At 34.0% G+C, this 21687-nt stretch carries 18 protein-coding genes, 1 tRNA gene and 1 pseudogene; 13 read left to right on the forward strand and 7 right to left on the reverse strand.

The features are described 5' to 3' along the window. Window positions 1-31 precede the first annotated feature (31 nt). The 6 genes and pseudogenes from BM289_RS11070 to BM289_RS11095 form a co-directional block, all read right to left on the reverse strand. Window positions 32-1288 carry an MFS transporter gene (locus tag BM289_RS11070; protein ID WP_208610248.1) on the reverse strand — a complete coding sequence of 419 codons (1257 nt, stop codon included), beginning with the start codon at window positions 1286-1288 and terminating at the stop codon, window positions 32-34. A 128-nt stretch (window positions 1289-1416) separates the two neighbouring features. Next, window positions 1417-1497: transfer RNA gene (locus tag BM289_RS11075), tRNA-Tyr, on the reverse strand. Window positions 1498-1969: 472 nt separating this feature from the next. After that, window positions 1970-2356, reverse strand: a pseudogene (locus BM289_RS11080) (TlpA family protein disulfide reductase); the annotation flags it as partial. An 18-nt stretch (window positions 2357-2374) separates the two neighbouring features. Continuing rightward, complete coding sequence (locus tag BM289_RS11085; RefSeq protein ID WP_091493193.1) at window positions 2375-3136, reverse strand: DUF4369 domain-containing protein; 762 nt, start codon at window positions 3134-3136, stop codon at window positions 2375-2377. A gap of 263 nt (window positions 3137-3399) precedes the next feature. Beyond that, a complete protein-coding gene (locus BM289_RS11090; protein ID WP_091493194.1) occupies window positions 3400-3840 on the reverse strand; it encodes a KTSC domain-containing protein in 441 nt (146 codons plus the stop codon). 353 nt (window positions 3841-4193) lie between these two features. Next, complete coding sequence (locus BM289_RS11095) at window positions 4194-4439, reverse strand: hypothetical protein (protein WP_091493196.1); 246 nt, start codon at window positions 4437-4439, stop codon at window positions 4194-4196. A gap of 86 nt (window positions 4440-4525) precedes the next feature. Here BM289_RS11095 and BM289_RS11100 point away from each other — a divergent pair, with 86 nt between their 5' ends. The 9 genes from BM289_RS11100 to BM289_RS11140 all read left to right on the forward strand — a co-directional run bounded on the left by BM289_RS11100 (window position 4526) and on the right by BM289_RS11140 (window position 13020). Then, a complete protein-coding gene (locus tag BM289_RS11100; protein WP_091493198.1) occupies window positions 4526-5068 on the forward strand; it encodes a hypothetical protein in 543 nt (180 codons plus the stop codon). Beyond that, the gene (locus BM289_RS25425) at window positions 5068-5208 is read left to right on the forward strand and encodes a hypothetical protein (RefSeq protein ID WP_091493199.1); all 141 of its coding nucleotides are present in this window, start codon (window positions 5068-5070) and stop codon (window positions 5206-5208) included. Before BM289_RS11100 ends, BM289_RS25425 begins: the two co-directional genes overlap by 1 nt. A 118-nt stretch (window positions 5209-5326) precedes the next feature. Next, window positions 5327-5560 (forward strand): hypothetical protein, encoded by a 234-nt coding sequence (locus tag BM289_RS11110; RefSeq protein WP_057116258.1) that lies wholly within the window; start codon window positions 5327-5329, stop codon window positions 5558-5560. Beyond that, window positions 5532-5930 (forward strand): YchJ family protein, encoded by a 399-nt coding sequence (locus tag BM289_RS11115; protein WP_244165363.1) that lies wholly within the window; start codon window positions 5532-5534, stop codon window positions 5928-5930. Before BM289_RS11110 ends, BM289_RS11115 begins: the two co-directional genes overlap by 29 nt. A 106-nt stretch (window positions 5931-6036) precedes the next feature. After that, window positions 6037-7155: a vWA domain-containing protein gene (locus BM289_RS11120; RefSeq protein ID WP_091493203.1), complete on the forward strand. Its 1119-nt coding sequence runs from the start codon at window positions 6037-6039 to the stop codon at window positions 7153-7155. A gap of 209 nt (window positions 7156-7364) precedes the next feature. Continuing rightward, window positions 7365-8828 carry a magnesium chelatase gene (locus BM289_RS11125; protein WP_091493205.1) on the forward strand — a complete coding sequence of 488 codons (1464 nt, stop codon included), beginning with the start codon at window positions 7365-7367 and terminating at the stop codon, window positions 8826-8828. A gap of 255 nt (window positions 8829-9083) precedes the next feature. After that, on the forward strand, window positions 9084-9938 hold the full coding sequence (locus tag BM289_RS11130) for a DMT family transporter (protein ID WP_091493206.1): 855 nt from the start codon (window positions 9084-9086) through the stop codon (window positions 9936-9938). Window positions 9939-10384: 446 nt separating this feature from the next. Further along, the gene (locus tag BM289_RS11135; protein ID WP_208610249.1) at window positions 10385-11671 is read left to right on the forward strand and encodes a Glu/Leu/Phe/Val family dehydrogenase; all 1287 of its coding nucleotides are present in this window, start codon (window positions 10385-10387) and stop codon (window positions 11669-11671) included. 125 nt (window positions 11672-11796) lie between these two features. After that, a complete protein-coding gene (locus BM289_RS11140; RefSeq protein ID WP_091493210.1) occupies window positions 11797-13020 on the forward strand; it encodes a sterol desaturase family protein in 1224 nt (407 codons plus the stop codon). Between the two features lie 168 nt (window positions 13021-13188). Here the strand turns inward: BM289_RS11140 and BM289_RS11145 are convergent, their stop codons facing one another. Beyond that, a complete protein-coding gene (locus BM289_RS11145; RefSeq protein WP_091493212.1) occupies window positions 13189-14787 on the reverse strand; it encodes a DUF6377 domain-containing protein in 1599 nt (532 codons plus the stop codon). Between the two features lie 482 nt (window positions 14788-15269). Here BM289_RS11145 and BM289_RS11150 point away from each other — a divergent pair, with 482 nt between their 5' ends. The 4 genes from BM289_RS11150 to BM289_RS11165 all read left to right on the forward strand — a co-directional run bounded on the left by BM289_RS11150 (window position 15270) and on the right by BM289_RS11165 (window position 21558). Beyond that, window positions 15270-15791 (forward strand): DUF5004 domain-containing protein, encoded by a 522-nt coding sequence (locus BM289_RS11150; protein WP_091493213.1) that lies wholly within the window; start codon window positions 15270-15272, stop codon window positions 15789-15791. An 8-nt stretch (window positions 15792-15799) separates the two neighbouring features. Then, complete coding sequence (locus BM289_RS11155; protein ID WP_091493215.1) at window positions 15800-16882, forward strand: hypothetical protein; 1083 nt, start codon at window positions 15800-15802, stop codon at window positions 16880-16882. 121 nt (window positions 16883-17003) lie between these two features. After that, on the forward strand, window positions 17004-20021 hold the full coding sequence (locus BM289_RS11160; RefSeq protein WP_244165364.1) for a SusC/RagA family TonB-linked outer membrane protein: 3018 nt from the start codon (window positions 17004-17006) through the stop codon (window positions 20019-20021). 28 nt (window positions 20022-20049) lie between these two features. Then, window positions 20050-21558: a RagB/SusD family nutrient uptake outer membrane protein gene (locus tag BM289_RS11165; protein WP_091493216.1), complete on the forward strand. Its 1509-nt coding sequence runs from the start codon at window positions 20050-20052 to the stop codon at window positions 21556-21558. The last annotated feature ends 129 nt before the right edge of the window (window positions 21559-21687 follow it).

Raw genomic sequence — 21687 nt, forward strand, 5'->3', positions numbered from 1 at the left:
TTCGGGATTTTATCTTTTGATAACTGCAAACTCATTCCTCTTCATTCATGTCTATCGTTTTTGGATGCAGACTTACCAGTTGTAAAACGATGGCAGTAACCACTACAAATAAAAGTAGCATAAAAACGTGTCTCATTCCTCCATTATCAACTGCTTTTCCTAAAAACTCGGTGATAACAGCTCCAGCCGAAATACCTACAAAATTCATAATTCCATATCCAGTTGCCCTGTAGCGAGGTGCAACAAACTGGCAGAGAATTGGCATATTGTTCGTGTCATATATTCCAAATCCAAGTCCAAAAAGAATAGCGCCAAAAATAATAGTCTCTATATTAGAGCAATAGCCAAATAAGAACAATGCCGGAATGGTGAGAAATAATCCGATTGCACTGGTGTAAATTCGTCCTTTAAGATGTTTCATCACCCATCTGTCTGAAATGGCACCGCCAATTAAAACGCCAAAAAAGGAAGACATGGAAATGGTTACGGTTGCAATGGGTCCCGCGAGAGACATGTCTAAATGCAAAGTTTCGGTAAATAAGGTAGGCAACCAATTTTTGGCTGCCCAGCCCGGTAAACTTGGCGCAGCGAAATAAAAGAGTAAAACCCAAAAGGAGATATTACCAAATAATATTCCCAATCCTTTGAACATTTGCTTGAATTCATGGTTGACAGATGACTTTTTTGAAGGATCAAAAAAATAGGCTTTCTTTTCCCTTAAAAAAAACATAAGAAGTAAACTATAAACTACACCGAGTAAACCTACGGAATGAAAGCTGAAATGCCATGAAAAATGCTTAGAAATAGTGGCACCAAAACCACCCAGTGCTTGTCCTAAATAAATTCCGGTAGTATGAATCGCTATTGCAAAAGAACGTGTTTTTTCCTGATGGTAATCTGCAATTAAGGATAATGCCGCTGGGATATAAAAAGCTTCACTAAAACCCATAATACCGCGCAAAATATAAATTTGATTGAAAGTTGTGGCATAGCCCATCGCCATAGTAACTCCTGACCAAATAAAAAGGCTTCCTATAATTATTCTTTTTCGGTTAAACCGATCCGCTATAACTCCGGAAATAGGACTCATAAACGCATATATCCAAAGAAAAATAGCCATCAAAAGACCAAAATTTTCAGCTTTAGCCAATTCAGGAATGTCATCCATCATCGCTGATTTCATAGTGGAGAGCATTTGTCGGTCTAAATAATTCAATAAAGCAACAAACCAAAGTAAGGCAACAACAATCCATGGGTAGGATTTTTTTTCATTCAATTTTGCAATCATTCTCTTTTTTCGAAATAAATGCCGAATATACGAATTCAAACACAACAGGAAAGAATTTTGGGTGGCTTAAAAAATATAAAAAAACAGCATAAAAAAAAACCTGCAAATCAAAAGATTTACAGGTTTCGTGGGGAGAGCAGGATTCGAACCTGCGAAGTTTTCACAGCAGATTTACAGTCTGCCCTCGTTGGCCGCTTGAGTATCTCCCCGACTCTCTAGCGTTGTGCTTAGTTGTTCTAAGCGGTGGCAAAGATAGGAACTCTTTCTACATTTCCAAATAAAAAAAGCACTTAATTTTAAGTTATTTTAAAGTTGTTTTTTAATTCATTGGTATTGAATAAAATAAAAATGCTTTAAAATGTAATTTTTTTGATTCGTTTTTGAAAGTGAGATTATTTTTACTTGAAGTTTACGATTTCTGATTTAGGTTTTGTCATTAAAAAAGCTGTCAGCCATTGTTTTTATTGACGGTGTTGAATAAACATTGAAGACAAATGTTTTTTTAAATTGTTTGGCAATTGATTTGTTTTACACTAAATATAGATCAAGTCATCATTGTATTACTCTTTTTTAGCTGACTTTGTTCTTTTTGATAAACTGCCATTTTTTTTAGTCTCTCTAATACTAGAAAACAAAAAAATCTCCACAAGGGAGATTTTTTTATTCTGAATACTTATTCTATTATTTAGCTAAAAGCTCTACGATTTTTGCTTTCAATTCTGCACCTCTTAAATCCTGGGCTACTACTTTTCCTGACGCATCAAGAATAAAAGTGGCTGGGATAGATTCAACGTTGTATTGTTTAGCAATTGGCTCGTCCCAAAATTTTAAGTTTGAAACATGAGTCCAAGTTAATCCATCTTTTGCTATAGCTTCTTTCCATTTTGCAGCATCTTTATCTAAAGATACACCAACGATGTTTAAACCTTTTGAATGTAATTCTTTATAGATAGCCACTACATTTGGATTTTCTTGTCTGCATGGTCCGCACCATGAAGCCCAGAAATCTACGATAGTTACTTTTCCTAAACTTTGTTTTAGAGAAACTACTTTTCCTTCTGGATTAGGAGCCGAAAAATCAGCTCTTCATTTAGCGCTGCCTACTGGTGCAGCTGTAGCTCCAACAGATGGCAATTTTGCTTGTCCAAATCTAGTTTTGATTTCTTTTCCTGGAGCAGTGTTTTTTACAGACTCATCTAAAGAGTTGAAAATGCTCTCTAATTTTTTAGTATCAGCTGTAGGATCATTCAACATCTGTTGAACAATTAAAACAGTGATATAAGATTTTGGGTGATTTTCAGCATAAGCTAAAAATTTCTTTTTGCTGTTTTCTCCAACTTCTTTTTGGATTTCCATGTATTGTTTCATCAAGCTGTTGATAGTTGCTGTATCTTGAGCTTGTTGAGCCTGTTGCATTTTTTGGTTGTTCTTTTTCTGAAAATCAATCAAACTTTTTTGAGTTTTGTTCATATCTTCAGTAAAAGTTACATACTCATCATTGTTGTAAGTTCCAGAAACTTTAGATTTATGAATACTATCTTTATCAATAGCAACATTAATCTCTCCAGTTTCAAGAATTAATGGAATAGGAGCGTTAGCACCTTCTAAAATCAAGGTATGGAAAGCCGGTTCACCTACTTTTCCTTTTATTTCAAATTTTCCGTTTTCAACTTTTACTGTATCAAGAGCAATAGTCATTCTTGTAGCAGGGTCTGCACCTTGTAAAATGATAGTTTTTCCATTTTCAATTCCTTTAGCAGTACCTGTAATAAGGTATTCTCCATCTTTAACTTTGCTGCAAGAAATGATAGCTGCAGAAGCCGTAAGTACAAAAAGTATTTTTTTCATTATAAAAAATTAATTAGTTAATTGATTTGTGCAACAAAAGTATCTAAAAATATAAAACATACAGAATTTTGTAACCTAAAATTTTGTTATAGTTTTTTCGGGTTTAAAATGCCTATAATCAGCGTGTTTGTTGGCTTGATTTGATTTAAAACTCTTAATTCGAAACTTAGTTACGGACTCTGTATTCGATTTTTTAATTTTTTGACATAAAAAAAGCACTCAATTCCCGGAGTGCTTTTTTGTAAAATATGATATTTTTTAGACTATTCTTGGTTTGTTTTCTTTCTCCAAGTAAAAGCATTTAAAATATGTCTTTTTGCAAATCTTGCAGGAGAATCAGCATTTACCATTTTCACGTAAGTTGCTTTAGGAACACTAATGTATTCGTAAACGCTTCCGTTGGAAAAGTCAATAATTAAACGGCCTTCTACAAATTTAAAATCTGTAATAGAACAAGTTGTAATTGTCTCTGTGTATTCAGGTAAATTAAGTTTGATAGTATCAGGATGAATACTTACTAAAAAGTGGTAAGCTTCGATAATCGTTTTACTTTTTTCTTCTGCAGCTTTAAGACCAGCTTCATCTCCAACGAATTTATCAGGATGAGATTCTTTCATCGCATTACGATAAATTGTTTTTAAATCTTTTAATTCTGCAGTTTTCTCTACGTTTAGTAACTTGCGGTATTCAACTATTTTTTTCATAAATAAAAGGTAACTACTTGTCTATTAGTTTGAAATCGATATTAATTAGTTCAAATCGACAAATTTTTTGCAAAGGTACACTTTTTTTTAACTTTTTAGTTTTGATGGAAAAAATATTGAAAAAAGTTAACCGTAAGTTTAATTTAACCTCAAATTACGCTAAGGTTTACGCAAAGAGCGCTAAGTTTTTTATTTAAGTTTATCTCTAAATGCAAAGTTCGCAAAGCTATGTCAGCACAATGCTTTGCGAACTTAAATATTCTCAATGTATAACACTCAGTAAAAATAACCTTTGCGCTCTTTGCGGTAAAAAAATATGCGCTCCAACAAAACTTGAAACCTGAAACAAAAAACTACTCAGGCTTATGGTTAGCCTTGTCGAAGTTTCTAGATTTCTTTGGGTATTTATCGTAGCTAATATCACTTGGGTTTTCAATAATGGATTTAATAGTAATCCAATCTCCCACTTTAAAATTAGATTGAACCGTTTTGTAGTCTAAAAGATATTCGCCACAGAAATAATTGTTGTTTTCATCTTTTTCGATAATACCGGTAAAAACTCCTTTTTGCGGCATTTTTTGTTGTTCATCTTTAGACATGATTCTTTGTTTTTAAATTAAAAAGCAAAGATAAGCAATTAAGTATTGTTTTAGGGAGTTCTGCGTAAACTGAGTATATTTGCAACATGCAGAAAAACTTTAAACCACACCCAAATTCTTTTAAAAATACATTTTGTGCGTTTCATGAAGTGCTCCCAGAAATGATTCAAGGATTAAAAAAACAATTTGAGAGTAAAGCAGGAAGTACTTATTATTATACAAAAGAAGGAATGTACCGTGTTTCGAATCACTGGGGAAGGCTGGCAAACAGCAAATGGCGCTTAGTTGCCCGCGATCCAGAAACAGAATCGAAAACAAAGATTGGTTTTGCCAAATGGAATGAATTTTATCCAGACAATGCAACAGATAAACTGTATTATGTAGAAGCTGATTTTGAAAAGAATTCGGCTAATTACCAGCATAAAAATAATCCAGAATATGATGGAAAAGCGGTTTTAAGAACAAGTTTGGAAACAACAAAAAGGCTGAAACAAATAAGAAACCTGCAGCAGCTGACGAATTGGGCGAAACATTTTGATTATGAGGATATCGATGATTTAAGAAAACAAATTATTACCGAATTGATCTTTACCGATAAAACTTTAGAACAAATAAAAAGAGAAGTATAATGGGACGCAATAACGAAAAGAACATCAAAAAGCACAACGATAAATTGCATAAAGCTCAGGCTAAGAAAAAACAAGCCGAACTTTCTCGAAAAGAAAAGTTGAAAGAAATTGCGAAAAAATTCAACGAAAGTAAAGAGTAAATATAAGTTGCCACGAATTTCACGAATTAGCACGAATTATATTTGAAATTTGTGTTCAATGTAGATTAAAAATTAGTGGAAATTTGTGTAATTCGTGGCGAATAAAAAACAAAACCATATGAATTCAAAATTTGAAACTCTAAAAGCAAGCGTACAAGAAATTATCGATTTAATCGCTGCAAAAAATGATAGAGAAGCCAATAATAAACTATTAGAAGTAAGCGAAACATTAGATGAGATGATTGATTTTGCTGAAGAAGATGAAGAAGTAAGAGAAATTACTCGTTATCAGGTTTTGTTGAACCAGCTTCACGTTAAAATTAATGGAGAAGAACCAGTCGATGGAGAATAAAAAATGTTTCTGCGCTACAGGATTATCTTTTGATGATTGCTGTGGATTGTATTTAAACGGAAGTCAAAAAGCTCCTTCAGCATTAGCTTTAATGCGTTCCAGATATTCCGCTTATGCAACTCATAATGCCGCTTATTTAATGGAAACCACTTATGTTTCAGAAAGAAAATACTATTCAAAAACTGAAATTTTAAGATGGGCAGTTTCTAATAAATGGCAGAAACTAGAAATTTTGAGTTCTTCTGAAAATACTGTCGAATTCAAAGCATACTTTTTAGATTCAAATAATAAACCTCAAGTACATTACGAATTCTCTACTTTTAAATTCGAAAATGGTGCTTGGTATTATTTGGATGGAAAGTTTGAATAATTCTTATATCTAACACTGTTAGTTCAGATTTTTGGTTAAATATTTTAACTAAAAATTAATAAACTATTCGTTTTTCATAATTCTAAAAAGACGTAATTTTAGATTTATGAAAAACGAATTTAAAAAAGGCTTTTATTTTAAGACTTACGAAGCTCCTTTTCAGTCTCCGTTTGATAAACTTTTTACGATTTTTAAAGAGTTGATCACTCATACTTCGGGTGATTTTGATGAGGCCATCAATTGGCTTAGGGAACTGGACAAAGAATACAAACTTACCGACGAGAACTACACTATAGACGATTTTATCGAAGATTTAAAGAAGAAAGGTTATATCAGAGATGAAGTTAAAGGTGATGGAAGTTCTGGTTTAGGAATTACTGCAAAAACTGAAAGAGCAATCAGACAGCAGGCATTAGATCAAATATTTGGAAACCTGAAAAAATCAGGAAGCGGAAATCATAAAACCAAATATGCCGGAAGCGGTGATGAACATACAGGTGAATTCCGCGAATATAATTTCGGCGACAGCCTGGAAAGAATTTCATTAACTGAAAGTCTTCGAAATGCACAGGTCAATAACGGTGTAGATAATTTTATGCTTACTGAAAACGATTTGATCGTAGAAGATGCACAATATAAAGCACAAATGAGCACTGTTTTAATGATCGACATCAGTCACAGTATGATTTTGTACGGCGAAGACCGAATAACACCTGCCAAAAAAGTTGCGATGGCTCTGGCGGAACTTATTACAACAAGATACCCAAAAGACACATTAGATATTTTGGTTTTTGGTAATGATGCCTGGACCATTCCAATTAAAGATTTACCTTACTTGCAAGTTGGGCCATATCATACTAATACGGTTGCAGGTTTGCAATTGGCAATGGATATTCTGCGAAGAAAACGAAACACCAACAAGCAAATTTTCATGATTACAGACGGAAAACCAAGCTGCGTTCGTGAAAGAGATGGTTCTTATTATATGAATAGTAATGGTTTAGATGAATATATTGTAGATAAATGCTACACGCAGGCACAGCAGGCAAGAAAGCTTCATATTCCGATTACTACTTTTATGATTGCCAGAGATCCTTATTTGCAGCGATTTGTAAATCAGTTTACAGAAGCGAATCAGGGAAAAGCATTTTATACCGGAATTAAAGGTTTGGGCGAAATGATTTTTGAAGATTATGAAGCGAATAGGAAGAAGAGAATTAAATAAAGTTGCTAAGATTCTGAGGTACTAAGGTGCTAAGATTTCTTTGCAGATGAAAACATAACGTATACTGTAGAGACGCACCACAGTGCGTCTATTTTGATTTTAAGATTTCTTTGCAAATGAACAAACATAACGTATATCGTAGAGACGCACTGCAGTGCGTCTGGCACGTTTGCCAAATCAATAAATAAAATAATCTATATTTCAATAAAATGGAAATCAATACTATAAAGACATTAGGTCAATTAAAAGCCGCTGGATATAAGAGTACAAGCATTAAAGATGAATTGCGAAATAATCTTCGCGAAAAAATAAAATCTGGGAAACCTGTTTTTGAAGGTGTTCATGGTTTCGAAAATACAGTAATTCCAGAATTAGAAAGAGCTATTTTGTCTCGTCATAATATCAATTTACTTGGACTTCGCGGACAGGCTAAGACACGCTTGGCTCGTAAAATGGTTGAGTTATTGGATGAATATATTCCGTTTGTGGAAGGTTCAGAAATTAATGATGATCCGCTAAATCCTATTTCGCGTTTTGCAAAGGATTTAATTGCAGAAAAAGGAGAGGAGACTCCAATTTCTTGGTTGCACAGAAGTGAACGTTTCTTTGAAAAACTGGCAACTCCAGATGTCACCGTTGCCGATTTGATTGGAGATGTTGATCCAATAAAGGCAGCAAACTTGAAATTATCATATGCAGACGATCGTGTAATTCATTTCGGAATGATTCCTAGGGCCAATCGCTGTATTTTTGTAATTAACGAATTACCCGATTTGCAGGCTAGAATTCAAGTGGCGCTGTTTAATATTTTGCAGGAAGGCGATATTCAAATTAGAGGATTTAAATTAAGAATGCCTTTGGATATGCAGTTTGTTTTTACTGCGAATCCGGAAGATTATACGAACAGGGGAAGTATTGTTACGCCTTTAAAAGATAGAATTGGATCTCAGATTCTGACACATTATCCTGAAAGTATTGCGATTGCGAGAACAATAACGGAACAAGAATCTAAATTAGATAAAAACCAAACCGATATTGTTTATGTGCCAAGTTTAGCGAGAGATATTTTGGAGCAGATTAGTTTTGAAGCCCGCGAAAGTGAACACATAGATAACAAAAGCGGTGTAAGTGCCAGAATGAGTATTACAGCTTTTGAAAATTTAATTAGTACAGCAGAACGTCGTGCTTTAATTTCGGGAGCGGATAAAACAACGTTACGTTTATCAGATTTTATCGGAATTATTCCGGCGATTACAGGAAAAGTAGAATTGGTTTATGAAGGAGAGCAGGAGGGAGCTGATGTTGTGGCAGAAACTCTGATTGGTTCGGCGATTCGAAGTTTGTTTCCAGAATATTTTCCGAAAATTGAAAAATTAGAAAAACCAGATGAAAAAACACCTTATTCTGATGTGGTAGAATGGTTTTTTGCCGAAAGTGGTTTCGAATTATTAGACGATGCTTCAGACAAAGAATATAAAGCAATTCTGGACGAAGTAACACCTCTAGATGTTTTAATTAAAAAATACCAGCCTCAAACAGCCAAAGAAGATATTTACTTTTTGAAAGAATTTGTTTTGTGGGGATTGGTTGAATATAAAAAGTTAAGCAAAGACCGATTCGATAAAGGAAATCAGTTTAGGGATATTTACGGAAGTTACATCAGTAAATTCTAAAAATAGCTGAAAAGATTTTTTTTAACACATAGAAACATTCTCGATAGCCATCCGATTTGTGTGGACATAAGTTAGAATAAAACACGAATTGCACAAATTGATATTAGTGAAATTAATTACACAAAGCTATTTAGCAATATCAATATCAATTTGTGCAATTTGTGGCAAAAATAAACTTGGTCTAGCTGGTTTTTTAAAACCGGTTGGACCATTTTATTTTACAATAGTTTACTTTTACAGTCCAAATATAAATCTATGTTATTTCTTGTTTTAAGCATTTTATGCAGTGTTATTGTTGGTGTTATTTTCAAGGTTTCAAGAAAGTACAATGCCAATCCTTCTCAGATTATTTCTTTCAATTATGTTGCCGCAATAGCACTTTGTTATTTTACTTTTAGTCCGGATTTAAATGCTTTAGACGATAATGCTCCTGTAGGGATTTATACAGCAGTTGGAATTTTATTGCCAATTGTGTTTTTATTTTTGGCACTTTCGATAAAGTTTATGGGAATTGCCAAAACCGATGCCGCACAGCGATTATCTCTTTTTATCCCAATTTTAGCAGCGTGGTTATTATTTAATGAAGCTTTTAATATTTATAAGGTTATTGGAGTTTTAGTTGGTTTTGCTGCTCTTTTATTTATTCTGAGAAAACAGTCAGACAATAACCAAAATAAATGGGTTTATCCTGCAATGGTTTTGTTTGGGTTTGGAGTTGTGGATATTCTTTTCAAGAAAATTGCGTTATATACGGTTGTACCTTATACAACTTCATTGTTTTTTGTATTTCTAATTGCTTTTGCGGTTTCTATTGCTATCGTTGTTTATAAGCTTTTAATTAATAAAGAGAAATTTGAAACCAAAAATATCCCTTTTGGTATTTTGGTCGGAATTTTCAATTTTTCTAATATTCTGTTTTATTTAAAGGCTCATAAAGCATTTGCTGAAAATCCATCAACGGTTTTTGCCGGAATGAATATGGGAGTAATTGTTTTAGGAACCATAGTTGGAGCTTTTTTCTTCAAAGAAAAACTTTCTAAAATTAATGTCTTTGGATTGTTTTTGGCTTTAATTGCGATAGTTTTTATCTTTTTATCACAACTACAGTAATTTTTTTTTAATCTCTAATTCTTTAATTTACAGCTGATTTTGGATTGTGTTTAAAATTAATTAAATTAAATTCTACTAATTCTATAGAATTTATAAATATAATTTGTAGCTTTGCTTCAACAATGAAAAACTTTAGCCGAAATATTAAGATGTCTTTCAACTGCAGCTTTGCGATGTGCTGCATGATGAATCACGTTTTGAAATGGCGTTAATAGAGAAAGTACTTGTTAGTTATTTTTTTTTTAGCCTTTCATTGCACCATGAAAGGCTTTTTTTTGAATCATTAAAAAATGTAAATATGAGAACCAGCAGAAACAGAAAGATTTTAATGCACAGTGGTTTAATAAAAATTCTGTGTTGCAGTAGATCTTAAGATTAGACAAAGAAGATTCTTCAAGAGAAGAACAAATAAATATAAAAGATAACCCAAACCTAAAACTATAATTATGAGTTCAGAAGTTATAAAACACAATCCCTTTCAATCGATGATTGATCGATTTAATATAGCCGCTGCTATTTTGAATTTAGATGATTCTATCAAACAGAAACTGCAGCGACCAGAAAAACAGATTACCGTAAACTTTTCGATTACTTTAGATAATGGAAACGTTCAAAACTTTGAAGGATACCGCGTAATTCACAATACGGCTTTAGGACCTTCAAAAGGGGGCATTCGTTACGATACAGCTGTAAATTTGGACGAAGTAAAAGCACTTGCCGCCTGGATGACCTGGAAATCTGCTGTAACTGGAATTCCGTTTGGCGGTGCAAAAGGCGGCATTATCTGTGATCCGAGAAAGCATTCTAAAACCGAATTAGAAAAAATAACCAGAGCTTATACCAAAGCTTTAGCAGATATTTTTGGACCAGAAAAAGATGTTCCAGCTCCGGACATGGGAACGGGTCCAGACGAAATGGGCTGGCTGATGGATGAATTTTCATTACTGCACGGAAGACCAATTCATGCCGTTGTTACAGGAAAACACCTTCATTCTGGCGGATCTTTAGGAAGAGTGGAAGCTACTGGACGCGGAGTCAGCATTATTAGTCTTTTGGCGCTTCAAAAACTAAAAATAAGACCTGCGAGAGCTACTGCAGTAATTCAAGGATTTGGAAATGTTGGACTGCATTCAGCTTTGTTTTTGTATGAAAAAGGAGTTAAGATTATTGCGGTGAGCGATGTTTCAGAAGCTTTTTACAATCCAAATGGAATTAATATTCCCGAATTGATTTTGTATTACAATCTGAATAACAAAACGATTAAAGGTTATCCAAATTCAGTTGCCATCAAACACGAAGATTTATTGCTTCTGGAAACTGATTTATTGATTCCAGCAGCCAAAGAAGATGTGATTACACAGAAGAATGCGGGCGATATTAAAGCAAGAATTATTGTAGAAGGTGCCAACGGCCCAGTTTCTTCAGATGCAGATCAGATTTTGCATGATAAAAATATATTAGTTGTTCCTGATATTTTGGCAAATGCGGGCGGTGTTACCGTTTCTTATTTCGAGTGGCTTCAGAATTCACTTTTGGAGTCTTGGAGAATCCACCAAATCAATAAACGTTTGGAGGATATTTTAGAAAAAGGTTTTGATACTGTTTTTAGAGTGGCAGTAAAACACAATGTAACGCCTCGTATTGCTGCTTATATTATTGCTTTGAAAAAAGTAGCCGAAACGCAGTCTGTAAAAGAGATTGCGCTGGAATCTCCTCAATATAAACAGAATTAATAATCAGGTTTACTTCGTAAAAGATCATTTCTATTGATTGCGTTTTTCTCTCCCTATTAAAACGTAATTGATGGAAGTGTCTTTTTCGTTTACTATAAATTTAAAAATTGTAAAGTATTGAAAAGATGAAAAACATAAACTTTCTTGCATTCGCCATGCCGGCTTTTTTTCTTTTTTTATTTCTAGAATATAAACTTGCGCAGCGCAGAAAAAGGCCGGAAATTTTTAATTATGAAAGCTCGGTTTCTAACATCAGCATCGGGATTGCTGAGCGTTTGGTTAACTTATTTATTGCGGCTAGTTTTTATCAGCTCTATTATTTCATTTATGATGATTACAGACTCTTTGAAATTCCAAGCAATGCTTTTATTTGGTTTGCATTGATTCTCGCTACAGATTTTGTCTGGTATTGGTATCATCGACTAGGACACGAAGTTAATTTCTTTTGGGCGGCGCATATTGTACATCATCATAGTGAAGAATTTAATTTTACTGCAGCAGCGAGAATCACTACTTTTCAGGCCATAATTAGAACTGGTTTTTGGTGTGTTTTGCCCTTTATTGGTTTTCATCCTTCAATGGTCATTACAATGCTGATTGTTCACGGTGCTTATTCTTTCTTTACACATACGCAACTTATCGGAAAAATAAAATGGCTGGAGTATGTTTTTGTAACGCCTTCTGTTCATGGAGTTCATCACGCTTCTGACGAAAAATATCTGGATAAAAATTACGGAGATATGTTTACCTTTTGGGATCGTCTTTTTGGAACATTTCAAGCCGAAGAAGAAAAACCTAAATATGGTTTAACGCATCCATTAAAAAGTTATAGTTTTTTATGGCAACATTTTCATTATTACTTTGAAATTTATGAATTGTGGAAACGCTCCAGTGGCTTCAAAGCTAGATGGAAAGCCGTTTTTGGAAGTCCGGCAAATATGGATCAGGATATTCGTCCGGTTTTGGAAAAGCGTTTTCTGCAAGATAAAGCCTCTCCAAATCAAAGACTCCGATTTAAAAATTACCTGTATATACAATTAGGAATCTGCACTTTTATTTTAACCGTTTTTACCTATTATTTTGATTATTTAGAATCGTATGATAAAGTATTGGTGCTTTCTTTAGTAATCCTCACTTTAATCAATTGCGGTGCTTTATTAGAACAGCGAAAATGGATGTATTATCTAGAGTATACCAGACTTGCCATGATTTCGACTTATTTTTTGTACGAAGAAGGTTTGCTGGTGTTTTTCTTTGTTCCAATTGCAATTATGATTTTTATGGAACAATTATTTTCGTTGAGTAAAATTTATCAAAATACAATTTTACAGTTGGAACCTGTTGAGTAAAAATATTTTTAAGTTAGTTTGTCATTTCGACGAAGGAGAAATCACACTAGAAATTCCGCAAAGAAATGTCTTCAAACTTTGTCGAATCCCGCGTGTGATTTCTCCTTCGTCGAAATGACAAGATTGTGAAAAAAACTTAGAACCTTAGCATCTTAGTAGCTCAGAATCTTAAATCGTTTTAATCTCCATAATTTTCTGTTCGAAAGTATCTTTAAAATCAGATTTGCTTTTGATTCTGGTTTTATAAGTATAAATTGTAGCCACAGAAAGTTCTAGGAATTCTGCCATTTGATTGCTGTCTTGAATTCCTAATCGGTACAAAGCAAAAATTCGTAATTCGGTATTCAGAAGTTCGCCTTTTTTCACAATACATTTATGATCGTTTGGAAACAATTTATTGAATTCCGTTACAAAAGTGGGGAACAATCTCAAGAAGATTTCATCAAACTGATGAAATAAGTTTTCCCTTTCTTCTTTTACATTATAACGTTTTAAACTGGCAATAACTTCATCTGTTTTTTTGGTGATGATTTTATGTAGCGTACTTTTCTGAATATGATCGATTTTATTGATGAAAGCCGAAGTTGCCTTAATAAAATACGTAATATATTCTTCCTTAATCGCATTAGCCTCGCTTAAACTTACATTCATTTCCTGAAGTTTCAAATAGGATTCAGCCATCGTTTTTCGGGCTTTGTTTTTTTCTTTTAATTGTTTGAAGATAATTCCCAGGAAAACAAAAATAATTACTGTTAAGATAGTGAGGAGAATAATAATCTTTTCCAGTTTATCATTTTTGTCTTTTACGTTATTCAATTGCGCTTTTTCTATAATTGGCAAGATTGACGAGATCTCAATTTTTCGATGTCTCGCATTATAAAAAGTTGCATCATCCATGGCAATATTGATGTATTCATTGGCTTTGTCCAAATACCCCATTTTAAAGAGTTCATTGGCTAAATTACGAAGCGCAACGGTTTCTTTAGTTGCATTTTTTACGTCGGCGATGGCTGCGAGAGCCAGATATTGAATCGCTTTTTTGGTATAACCTCTTTCCGAATAAATATAGCCGAGACTTGAAGTCGCAATACCATAATAATCCGGAGGAAGATTATAATTGTTGATCCAGTAACTGAACGCAAATTCGGCACCACGCCAATCCTGCTGTTTAAGACGTTTCAAACTTTCTGCTGCCCAATATTCATTGGTATTAGTTCCAATTAATTCTAAGGCTTTTTTTAGAAAATGATTTCCCTGTTGTACATAATGAATATTAAAACGCTGATCTCGGTTATAATCGGCTAAATCGTAGTAAGCACGAGCTTTAATGTTGTAATATTCAAATTTGTTTTTGATATCTAGTTTGGTATCATCAATTACATTCAAAGTATCAATCGCTTCTTTGAAAAGTCCTGACGAGAGCAATACAAAACCTTCTTTGATTCGGCTTTTAGATAAAAACTTGGGATCTTTTAAAATCTTCGCTTTAATTTTAGATTGTTCCAGATAATAATAAGCAGAGTCGTATTTAAAAGATTTGTATTCGTCAAAAAGTGACATATAACAATTATAAAGCTCTTCATTGTTTTGGTTGAGTGTAAACTTGGATACATTTTTCTTTAAAGCTTCAATTTTTCGATATTTCTGTTTTAGATAGACATCTTTTTTCAAAAGCACCTGATCTAATTCTTCTAAATAAGGATTTGTCTCTTTCGCAGTTAGAGAAAAACCTCCAATGAAGAAAAGCAGTATCAATATTCTTCGCATGATTTGGTTTTGGTTTAAGGGTAAAAAGGTTGATAGATATAGTTAGTTAATTCGTTTTTAAAATTAAAAATAAGTTTGAGATTAGACGAAACCTAAAATCTCAGAATCTTGTAAATAGTTTAATAACATCGCTTTAGAAGGAGTTTTTTGAATCAAAAATAAGCTGTAAATGTTAAAAACGGACAAATTATTTGCAATTATACAATAAAAACTATTTATATATATGCATAGTGAAAAAATAATAGCAAATATTTCACATATTGTCATTTTAACCATTAAAAAACCACTGATTTTTATCTAAACAGCATCTTGATTTTTTATTTGTAAAAATAATTATAAAATATTGATATTTAAATAGTTAATATTTTATTTCTTCTGATTTTATCTTGATTTTTCTCAGATATTTTTTTTAAGTTTTATTTAACTTCTAGCTTCGCTCTATCCTTTTGAAGGGGTAACAAACTAACAAAAACCAAAATTTTATGAAATGTAAAAGCTTTTATTGGTTAGCTCTTTTAATGTGTTTTTTTGCGATTAGCTGCGATAACACAGAAGATGGAAGCTACGTAGATCCAATTACCATTTATGAGAAAGTAAACGGCAATTGGCAATTAGCAAATTTGAAAATGGTCGATGAAACTGCGAAAGCAAATAAGATCGAACCGAGTGAAGAAAACTTGAGTACTTATTTCAACTACGAAGATTTTAAAATCAACTTTAGCGTAGACGAAAAAAACAGGCCGACAAGTTATGAAGTAACTGGAAACGTTCCGCCTTTATTCGCTCCAAAAGGCTACTGGGAACTAAGTTCAGATTTCCAACAAACAAATGACCGTGCAACAAAAATCTATTTGTACAGTGATGCACAAAAAACGCAGAAAACAGATGAACTTCGAGTAATGTCTGTTCCAGGTAAAAATGAAGAAATGCAGCTTCAGCTAGTGCGTTCTTCAGGTGGTACTCCATTTGTGTCTTACATCTTTAAATTAAATGCTATTAATTAAAAAGTAATATGAAAAAGTTTATATATACAATTTTACTTGCCTTGTTGATGGCTCCTAATTTTATTCAGGCGCAAGAAAATGCCGGAGCTGTAGGGCCAATGTCATCATTTCCTGTAGTGTACAAATATGATGAACAAGTTACTTGGTATTTCGATTTATCAGGAACTACGTTTGCAGAAACAGAAGATTTATACATCTGGATCTGGTCTCCATCTGAACCAGATGCAGGAAACTGGGAACATTCTTCGAGCTTTGCAAAACTGAAATATGAAGGAAATAAAATCTGGAGTTTTACTTTAACTCCAACCGTTTATTTTTCTAAAACTCCGGCTGAAATTGCTGCAAGTGCAGGTTTTTGGTTTCGTTTAAAAAACTTTAACGGATCGAAACAAAGTGATGTGGCCAATATGCCATACACTGATTTTTCTTCTTTCTATACAGCAAATGAATTAATCAGATCGTATCCTTCAAAACCTTTAATCGATAAACCGGTTAGTATTTTATTCAATTCTAATTTGAAAGATGGTTTTGCAGGTGTTCCAAGTGTTCATTTTCATAGTGGTTTAAACAATTGGGCAGTTTTACAGGAATATCAGGCATGGCTTCCAGATGTATCTGAAAAAACAAAATTGAAAGATTTAGGAAATGGTTTTTATAGAATGGATTTAATTCCGCAGCAGTACTACAATCCGCCTGCTGGTTTTGTTATGGAAAACATCACTTTCTTGATGGTTGCAAAAGACTGGACAACAAATTCTGGCGATCAGATTATTTATGCAGGTGAATTTATTCCGCCACCGCCGCCAAGTTTCAGCTTTTTCCCATTGCAAATCAGTCAGAAAGATTTCTTGGGGATGTCTAGAAAAAACAATGAAGTAGGAGTGAACAAATTACTTTATACGATTACGGCAGGAACAAAAACATTCTCGGGTGAGTTTTCTGGAGGAACTACTGAAATTAAAGGGTTTGTGAATTTAGTTTCAGAACTAAACGGCCTTCCGAATTTAAGCGAAATCCACGTTTTGGTAAAAGACAACAAAGACAAAACGATTTCGGATACCACAATTCCGCTTAAAACTTTGGACAAATAAATTCACTATTAAATTAAAACACCAATTCTAATGAAAGGAGCATAAACGAAAAGTTGGTCGTAAAACCAATAGTTGATATGCGAATTACATATGACGGATAAAAAACAATAAATAGTTTCATATGAATAGTAAAAATACAAAAAGCGTCCTGCATCAAATGTGGACTGCTAAAGCAGCGGTATTGATGATATTTATGCTTTTTCTTTCTGCCGGGACATTCGCACAGGGGAAAAAACAAATATCAGGAACCGTTTACGACAATACCGGCAACGTTTTGCCGGGAGCTTCTATCATTGAAGTAGGAACAAAAAACGGAACCACAACAGATTTTGATGGTAAATTCAGTCTTCAGGTAGCCGTAGGAGGTGCAATTGAGGTTTCTTTTATTGGCTCAACAACACAGAAAGTTCAAATTACTGCTAATACTTCCAATTATGATGTGCGTCTGCAGAATGACGGTTATGCGTTGGCAGAAGTACAAGTAGTTTCTGTAGGTTACGGTAAAGTAAAAAAATCAGATTTAACTGGAGCTATTTCAACTGTTGGCGCAGATGATTTAGTAAAAGGAACAATTTCTTCTACAGAACAGGTTTTACAGGGAAAAGTTGCAGGTTTAAATATCATTCGCCCTTCTGGTGATCCAGCTGCAGGTTCTACAATCCGTCTTCGTGGAGGAACTTCTTTAACAGCTAGCAATAGTCCGTTAATTGTGGTTGATGGAATTGCAGGTGTAGATATCAATGTGGTGCAGCCGGCAGATATTAAATCGGTTGACGTTTTGAAAGATGCTTCTGCAACAGCAATTTATGGTTCTAGAGGAGCAAATGGGGTAATCATGATTACAACTAAATCTGGAACTAAAGGAGTTTCTGTAACGTATAATGGTTTATCAAGTATTGGTTATGTAACAGACAATTTAGATCTTTTATCTGCAAACCAATGGAGAGGTTATGTTCGTCAGACAGGAAATGCAGATGCTGTAGACTACGGTGGCAATACCAACTGGCAGAAAGCAATCGAGCAGACAGCAATTTCTCAATCTCATACTTTAAGCATTAATTCTGGTAAAGCAGACAGCGGTTTTAGAACTTCTATTGGATATTTGAATAATGAAGGGGTTATTAAAAAATCAGGTTTAGAAAGAATCAGCGGAAACGTTAGTGCTTATCAGTTTCTTGGAGACAACAAAGATGTAAAATTCGATATGGGATTATTTGCGAACATCGACAAATGGCACCCAATTGATTACAGAATTTTTGAAAGAGCTTATAACTTAAATCCAACAATTCCGGTTTACAATGAAGATGGATCATTTTCTTCTGTAACAGGAAATATTTATCAAAACCCTGTTGAGATTTTAACGAACAGAACATTTGATAATGAAAGACACAGACTTTTAGGATATTTCAAAACAGATGTGAAATTCTTAAATGATTTTACCGCTACAGCTAATATTTCATTGGAACACAATGCAGTAAAAGGAGGAACGTACAAACCATCTTATGCCGTTATGGAAGGTCAGACCGAAGGCGGTTTTGCGCAGAGAACCTATGCTGAATATACCAATGCACAAGGGGAACTTTATGTAAACTACAACAAAACAATTGATAAGCATAATATTAGTGCTTTAGCAGGATATTCTTATCTGGAAAATATTTATCAAGGTTTTGGAGCTCAGAGAGGTGGTTTCGTAACAGATGCTTTTAGCTATAACAATTTAGGAGCTGGTTACAATTATCGTTTAGGAGATGTGTATTCATACAAAGGAAAATCAAATTTAGTTTCTTTTTATGCTCGTGCTAACTACGGCTATGATGGTAAATATTTATTGACCGCAACAGTAAGACGTGACGGATCTAGCCGTTTTGGAGAAAACAACAAATGGGGAACTTTCCCTTCTGCTTCTGCAGCGTGGAGAATTTCTAACGAAGAATTTATGGAATCTTCAAAAGGTTGGTTAGATAACTTAAAATTGAGAGTAGGTTACGGAGTTACAGGTAACCAGGACGGAATTGGAGAGTACAAATCGCTTTCTATTTTAGGAGTTGGAAACGACAGTTACTACGATCCAGTTACTAAAACTTGGAGTTTGGCTTATTCACCAAAACAAAACCCAAATCCTGATTTGAAATGGGAATCTACTGAGCAAATTAACGTTGGTTTCGATTTCGGTCTTTTCAACAGAATTACTGGATCTTTTGAGTATTATTCTAAAACAACAAAAGACCTATTATACACTTATGAAGTGCCTCAACCTCCTTATTTAGTAGGAACTATGCTGGCTAACGTAGGTGAAATGTCTAACAAAGGTGTGGAATTGACTTTGAATGCAGACATCATTAAAGGAGATAAATTCAACTGGAATGCCAATTTAACGTTAGGACATAACGTTCAGAAAATTGAAAAACTTTCGAATCCAACTTATAAAACAGATGTAATCTACAGCGGTTCTTTACACGGTTTAGCAGGTATGTCTGGACAATATTCTCAGATTATTGCAGAAGGATATCCTGTTGGAACTTTCTGGGGATTCAGAAATGCAGGTTTAGATGCAGATGGTAAAATACAATATTACAATGCTGCAGGACAGGTTGTGCAAGAAAGCGCTTTGGTTGATGCTGATAAAACAGACTTAGGAAATATTCAGCCGGATTTAACTTTAGGTCTAGCCATGAATTTTACGTATGGAAATTTTGATCTTGGAATTTCAGGATACGGAATGTTTGGACAAAAAGCCTTAAATGCAACCAATATGATGTTGAACGATCCAAACAGGTTACCATCATTTAACGTTCCTGACGATTTCTTAAACAGTGGTATTACTTCTGCTCCAAAGTATTCAGACTATTGGATTGAAGATGCTTCTTTCTTCAGACTTCAAACCTTATCTCTTGGTTATACTTTACCATTGAAATACAAAAAATCTAAAGTAAGATTCTATGTAATGGGAGAAAACCTATTTGTATTTACAAGCTACAAAGGTGTAGATCCAGAGATTGGATTAAATGCTCAGGACGGAATTAATCAAACAGGAGTTATGGATCAAACTGGATTGGCAGCTCCTGGAATTGACAGATACAATAATTATCCTCGACCAACAACCATTTCTGTTGGACTAAATTTTACGCTGAATAACTAAGCGAATTGATAACCATAAAATATTAAAAATGAAAATCAAAATAACAGCAGCAATACTTTTAAGCATGCTTTTTACGGTATCATGTACTGATTTGAACGAACAGTTGTATGATCAGGTAGAAGATGGTGAGTTCGGGAATACAACTAAGGAAATCGATGCGCTGGTTGGGGGAGCTTATTCTTCGCTAAGAGGATTCTCTGATGCAATCTCCAATAACTTTCCAACCTGTGAATATGTTTTCTTTTTGAATGAAGTTGTTTCAGATGAAGCAACAATTCCAACAAGAGGGACCAACTGGTACGATGGAGGTCAGTATCAAGATGCACAAAAACATACTTGGAAAGCAGATAACAGAATGATACTTTCGGCTTGGCGTTACAATTATACTGGAATAGCAAAGATCAATGCCATTATTTATCAAATCAATAAATCGTCTTTATCAGATAAAGCTAAAGAACCCATTTTCGCGGAACTAAAAGCGCTTAGAGCTTATTACTACTACAATCTTTTAGATTTATTTGGAAATGTGCCAATTGTAACCAATTTTGAGGATACAGATCTGCCTTCGAATTCAACTAGAAAACAGGTTTATTATTTTGTTGAAAAAGAATTGACAGATGCTATTCCGCATTTAAATCCAAATGTGGTGTATTCTAAATTGACTAGAAATGTTGCCTATTCAATTTTAGCGAGACTATATCTTAATTCTGAAGCATTCATTGGCGTAGCGCGCTGGCAGGATTGTTTAGATGCATGCCAGAAAGTTACGGGCTATAGTTTAACACCAGATTTCTTTGCCAATTTCGTAACCGAAAATCAGACTTCGTCTGAAATTATTTTTGCGATTCCTTATGATTCAAAAGCAGGAACAGTTGGAAATTACATGAATTCGATGTCGGCACATTACAATCAAAAATTAGCGATTTCGGCAATTGGAAATTATCCTTGGAGTGCAAACGGAATGTGCGCGCAGCCTGGAGTTTATTCCGCTTTCGCTGATACAGACAAAAGAAAAAAATGCATGCTGGAAGGCGATCAGATCAATTTGGCAACAGGTTCTGTAATTATGATGGATAATGGAGAACCACTTACTTACACGGAGAACTTGACCAGTTTGGAAAACGCTAAAGAAAATGAAGGAGTTCGTTTAGCGAAATACGAAATGAAAGCAGGAGAACAATGGGAGCGTGATCACGATTTTGTCCTAATTCGTTATTCAGAAATCTTAATGATGCAGGCAGAATGTTATGTTCGTCTAGGTTCTCCAGATTTAGCAAGACCATTTTTACAGCAGGTTACTGCACGTGCAGGAGAAGAAATGCCAGCAACAATTGATTTAGCTTTTATTGATCAAGAATTGTTGAAAGAGTTCACTTTCGAAGGAAGAAGAAGAACAGACAATATTCGTTTTGGAACGTTCTTTTTGCCTTGGTGGTCAAAAGGTGCAACAGAAAAATACAGAGCGATTTTCCCAATTCCAAGCACTGTTTTAACAACAAATAAAAACCTAAAACAAAATCCTGGGTATCCAAATTAGGTTACTAGAATGTCAGTCTTCCATGTTGGTTAGTCGTGGAAGGCTGACATGTTTTTAATTTTTTGCAATAGATACTAAAAGGTTGATTTTTAAATTAAAGGATTAAAAAAAAGATTTTATTTCACGCAG

Source organism: Flavobacterium phragmitis, from assembly GCF_900112575.1.
In the GTDB taxonomy this organism is placed as follows: Bacteria; Bacteroidota; Bacteroidia; order Flavobacteriales; family Flavobacteriaceae; genus Flavobacterium; species Flavobacterium phragmitis.

Excerpts from the sequence above, each read along its gene's own strand:
- BM289_RS11070 (WP_208610248.1), bottom strand. The coding sequence starts at position 1,288 with ATGATTGCAAAATTGAATGAAAAAAAATCCTACCCATGGATTGTTGTT.
- BM289_RS11085 (WP_091493193.1), bottom strand. The coding sequence starts at position 3,136 with ATGAAAAAAATACTTTTTGTACTTACGGCTTCTGCAGCTATCATTTCT.
- BM289_RS11090 (WP_091493194.1), bottom strand. The coding sequence starts at position 3,840 with ATGAAAAAAATAGTTGAATACCGCAAGTTACTAAACGTAGAGAAAACT.
- BM289_RS11095 (WP_091493196.1), bottom strand. The coding sequence starts at position 4,439 with ATGTCTAAAGATGAACAACAAAAAATGCCGCAAAAAGGAGTTTTTACC.
- BM289_RS11100 (WP_091493198.1), top strand. The coding sequence starts at position 4,526 with ATGCAGAAAAACTTTAAACCACACCCAAATTCTTTTAAAAATACATTT.
- BM289_RS25425 (WP_091493199.1), top strand. The coding sequence starts at position 5,068 with ATGGGACGCAATAACGAAAAGAACATCAAAAAGCACAACGATAAATTG.
- BM289_RS11110 (WP_057116258.1), top strand. The coding sequence starts at position 5,327 with ATGAATTCAAAATTTGAAACTCTAAAAGCAAGCGTACAAGAAATTATC.
- BM289_RS11115 (WP_244165363.1), top strand. The coding sequence starts at position 5,532 with ATGGAGAAGAACCAGTCGATGGAGAATAAAAAATGTTTCTGCGCTACA.
- BM289_RS11120 (WP_091493203.1), top strand. The coding sequence starts at position 6,037 with ATGAAAAACGAATTTAAAAAAGGCTTTTATTTTAAGACTTACGAAGCT.
- BM289_RS11125 (WP_091493205.1), top strand. The coding sequence starts at position 7,365 with ATGGAAATCAATACTATAAAGACATTAGGTCAATTAAAAGCCGCTGGA.
- BM289_RS11130 (WP_091493206.1), top strand. The coding sequence starts at position 9,084 with ATGTTATTTCTTGTTTTAAGCATTTTATGCAGTGTTATTGTTGGTGTT.
- BM289_RS11135 (WP_208610249.1), top strand. The coding sequence starts at position 10,385 with ATGAGTTCAGAAGTTATAAAACACAATCCCTTTCAATCGATGATTGAT.
- BM289_RS11140 (WP_091493210.1), top strand. The coding sequence starts at position 11,797 with ATGAAAAACATAAACTTTCTTGCATTCGCCATGCCGGCTTTTTTTCTT.
- BM289_RS11145 (WP_091493212.1), bottom strand. The coding sequence starts at position 14,787 with ATGCGAAGAATATTGATACTGCTTTTCTTCATTGGAGGTTTTTCTCTA.
- BM289_RS11150 (WP_091493213.1), top strand. The coding sequence starts at position 15,270 with ATGAAATGTAAAAGCTTTTATTGGTTAGCTCTTTTAATGTGTTTTTTT.
- BM289_RS11155 (WP_091493215.1), top strand. The coding sequence starts at position 15,800 with ATGAAAAAGTTTATATATACAATTTTACTTGCCTTGTTGATGGCTCCT.
- BM289_RS11160 (WP_244165364.1), top strand. The coding sequence starts at position 17,004 with ATGAATAGTAAAAATACAAAAAGCGTCCTGCATCAAATGTGGACTGCT.
- BM289_RS11165 (WP_091493216.1), top strand. The coding sequence starts at position 20,050 with ATGAAAATCAAAATAACAGCAGCAATACTTTTAAGCATGCTTTTTACG.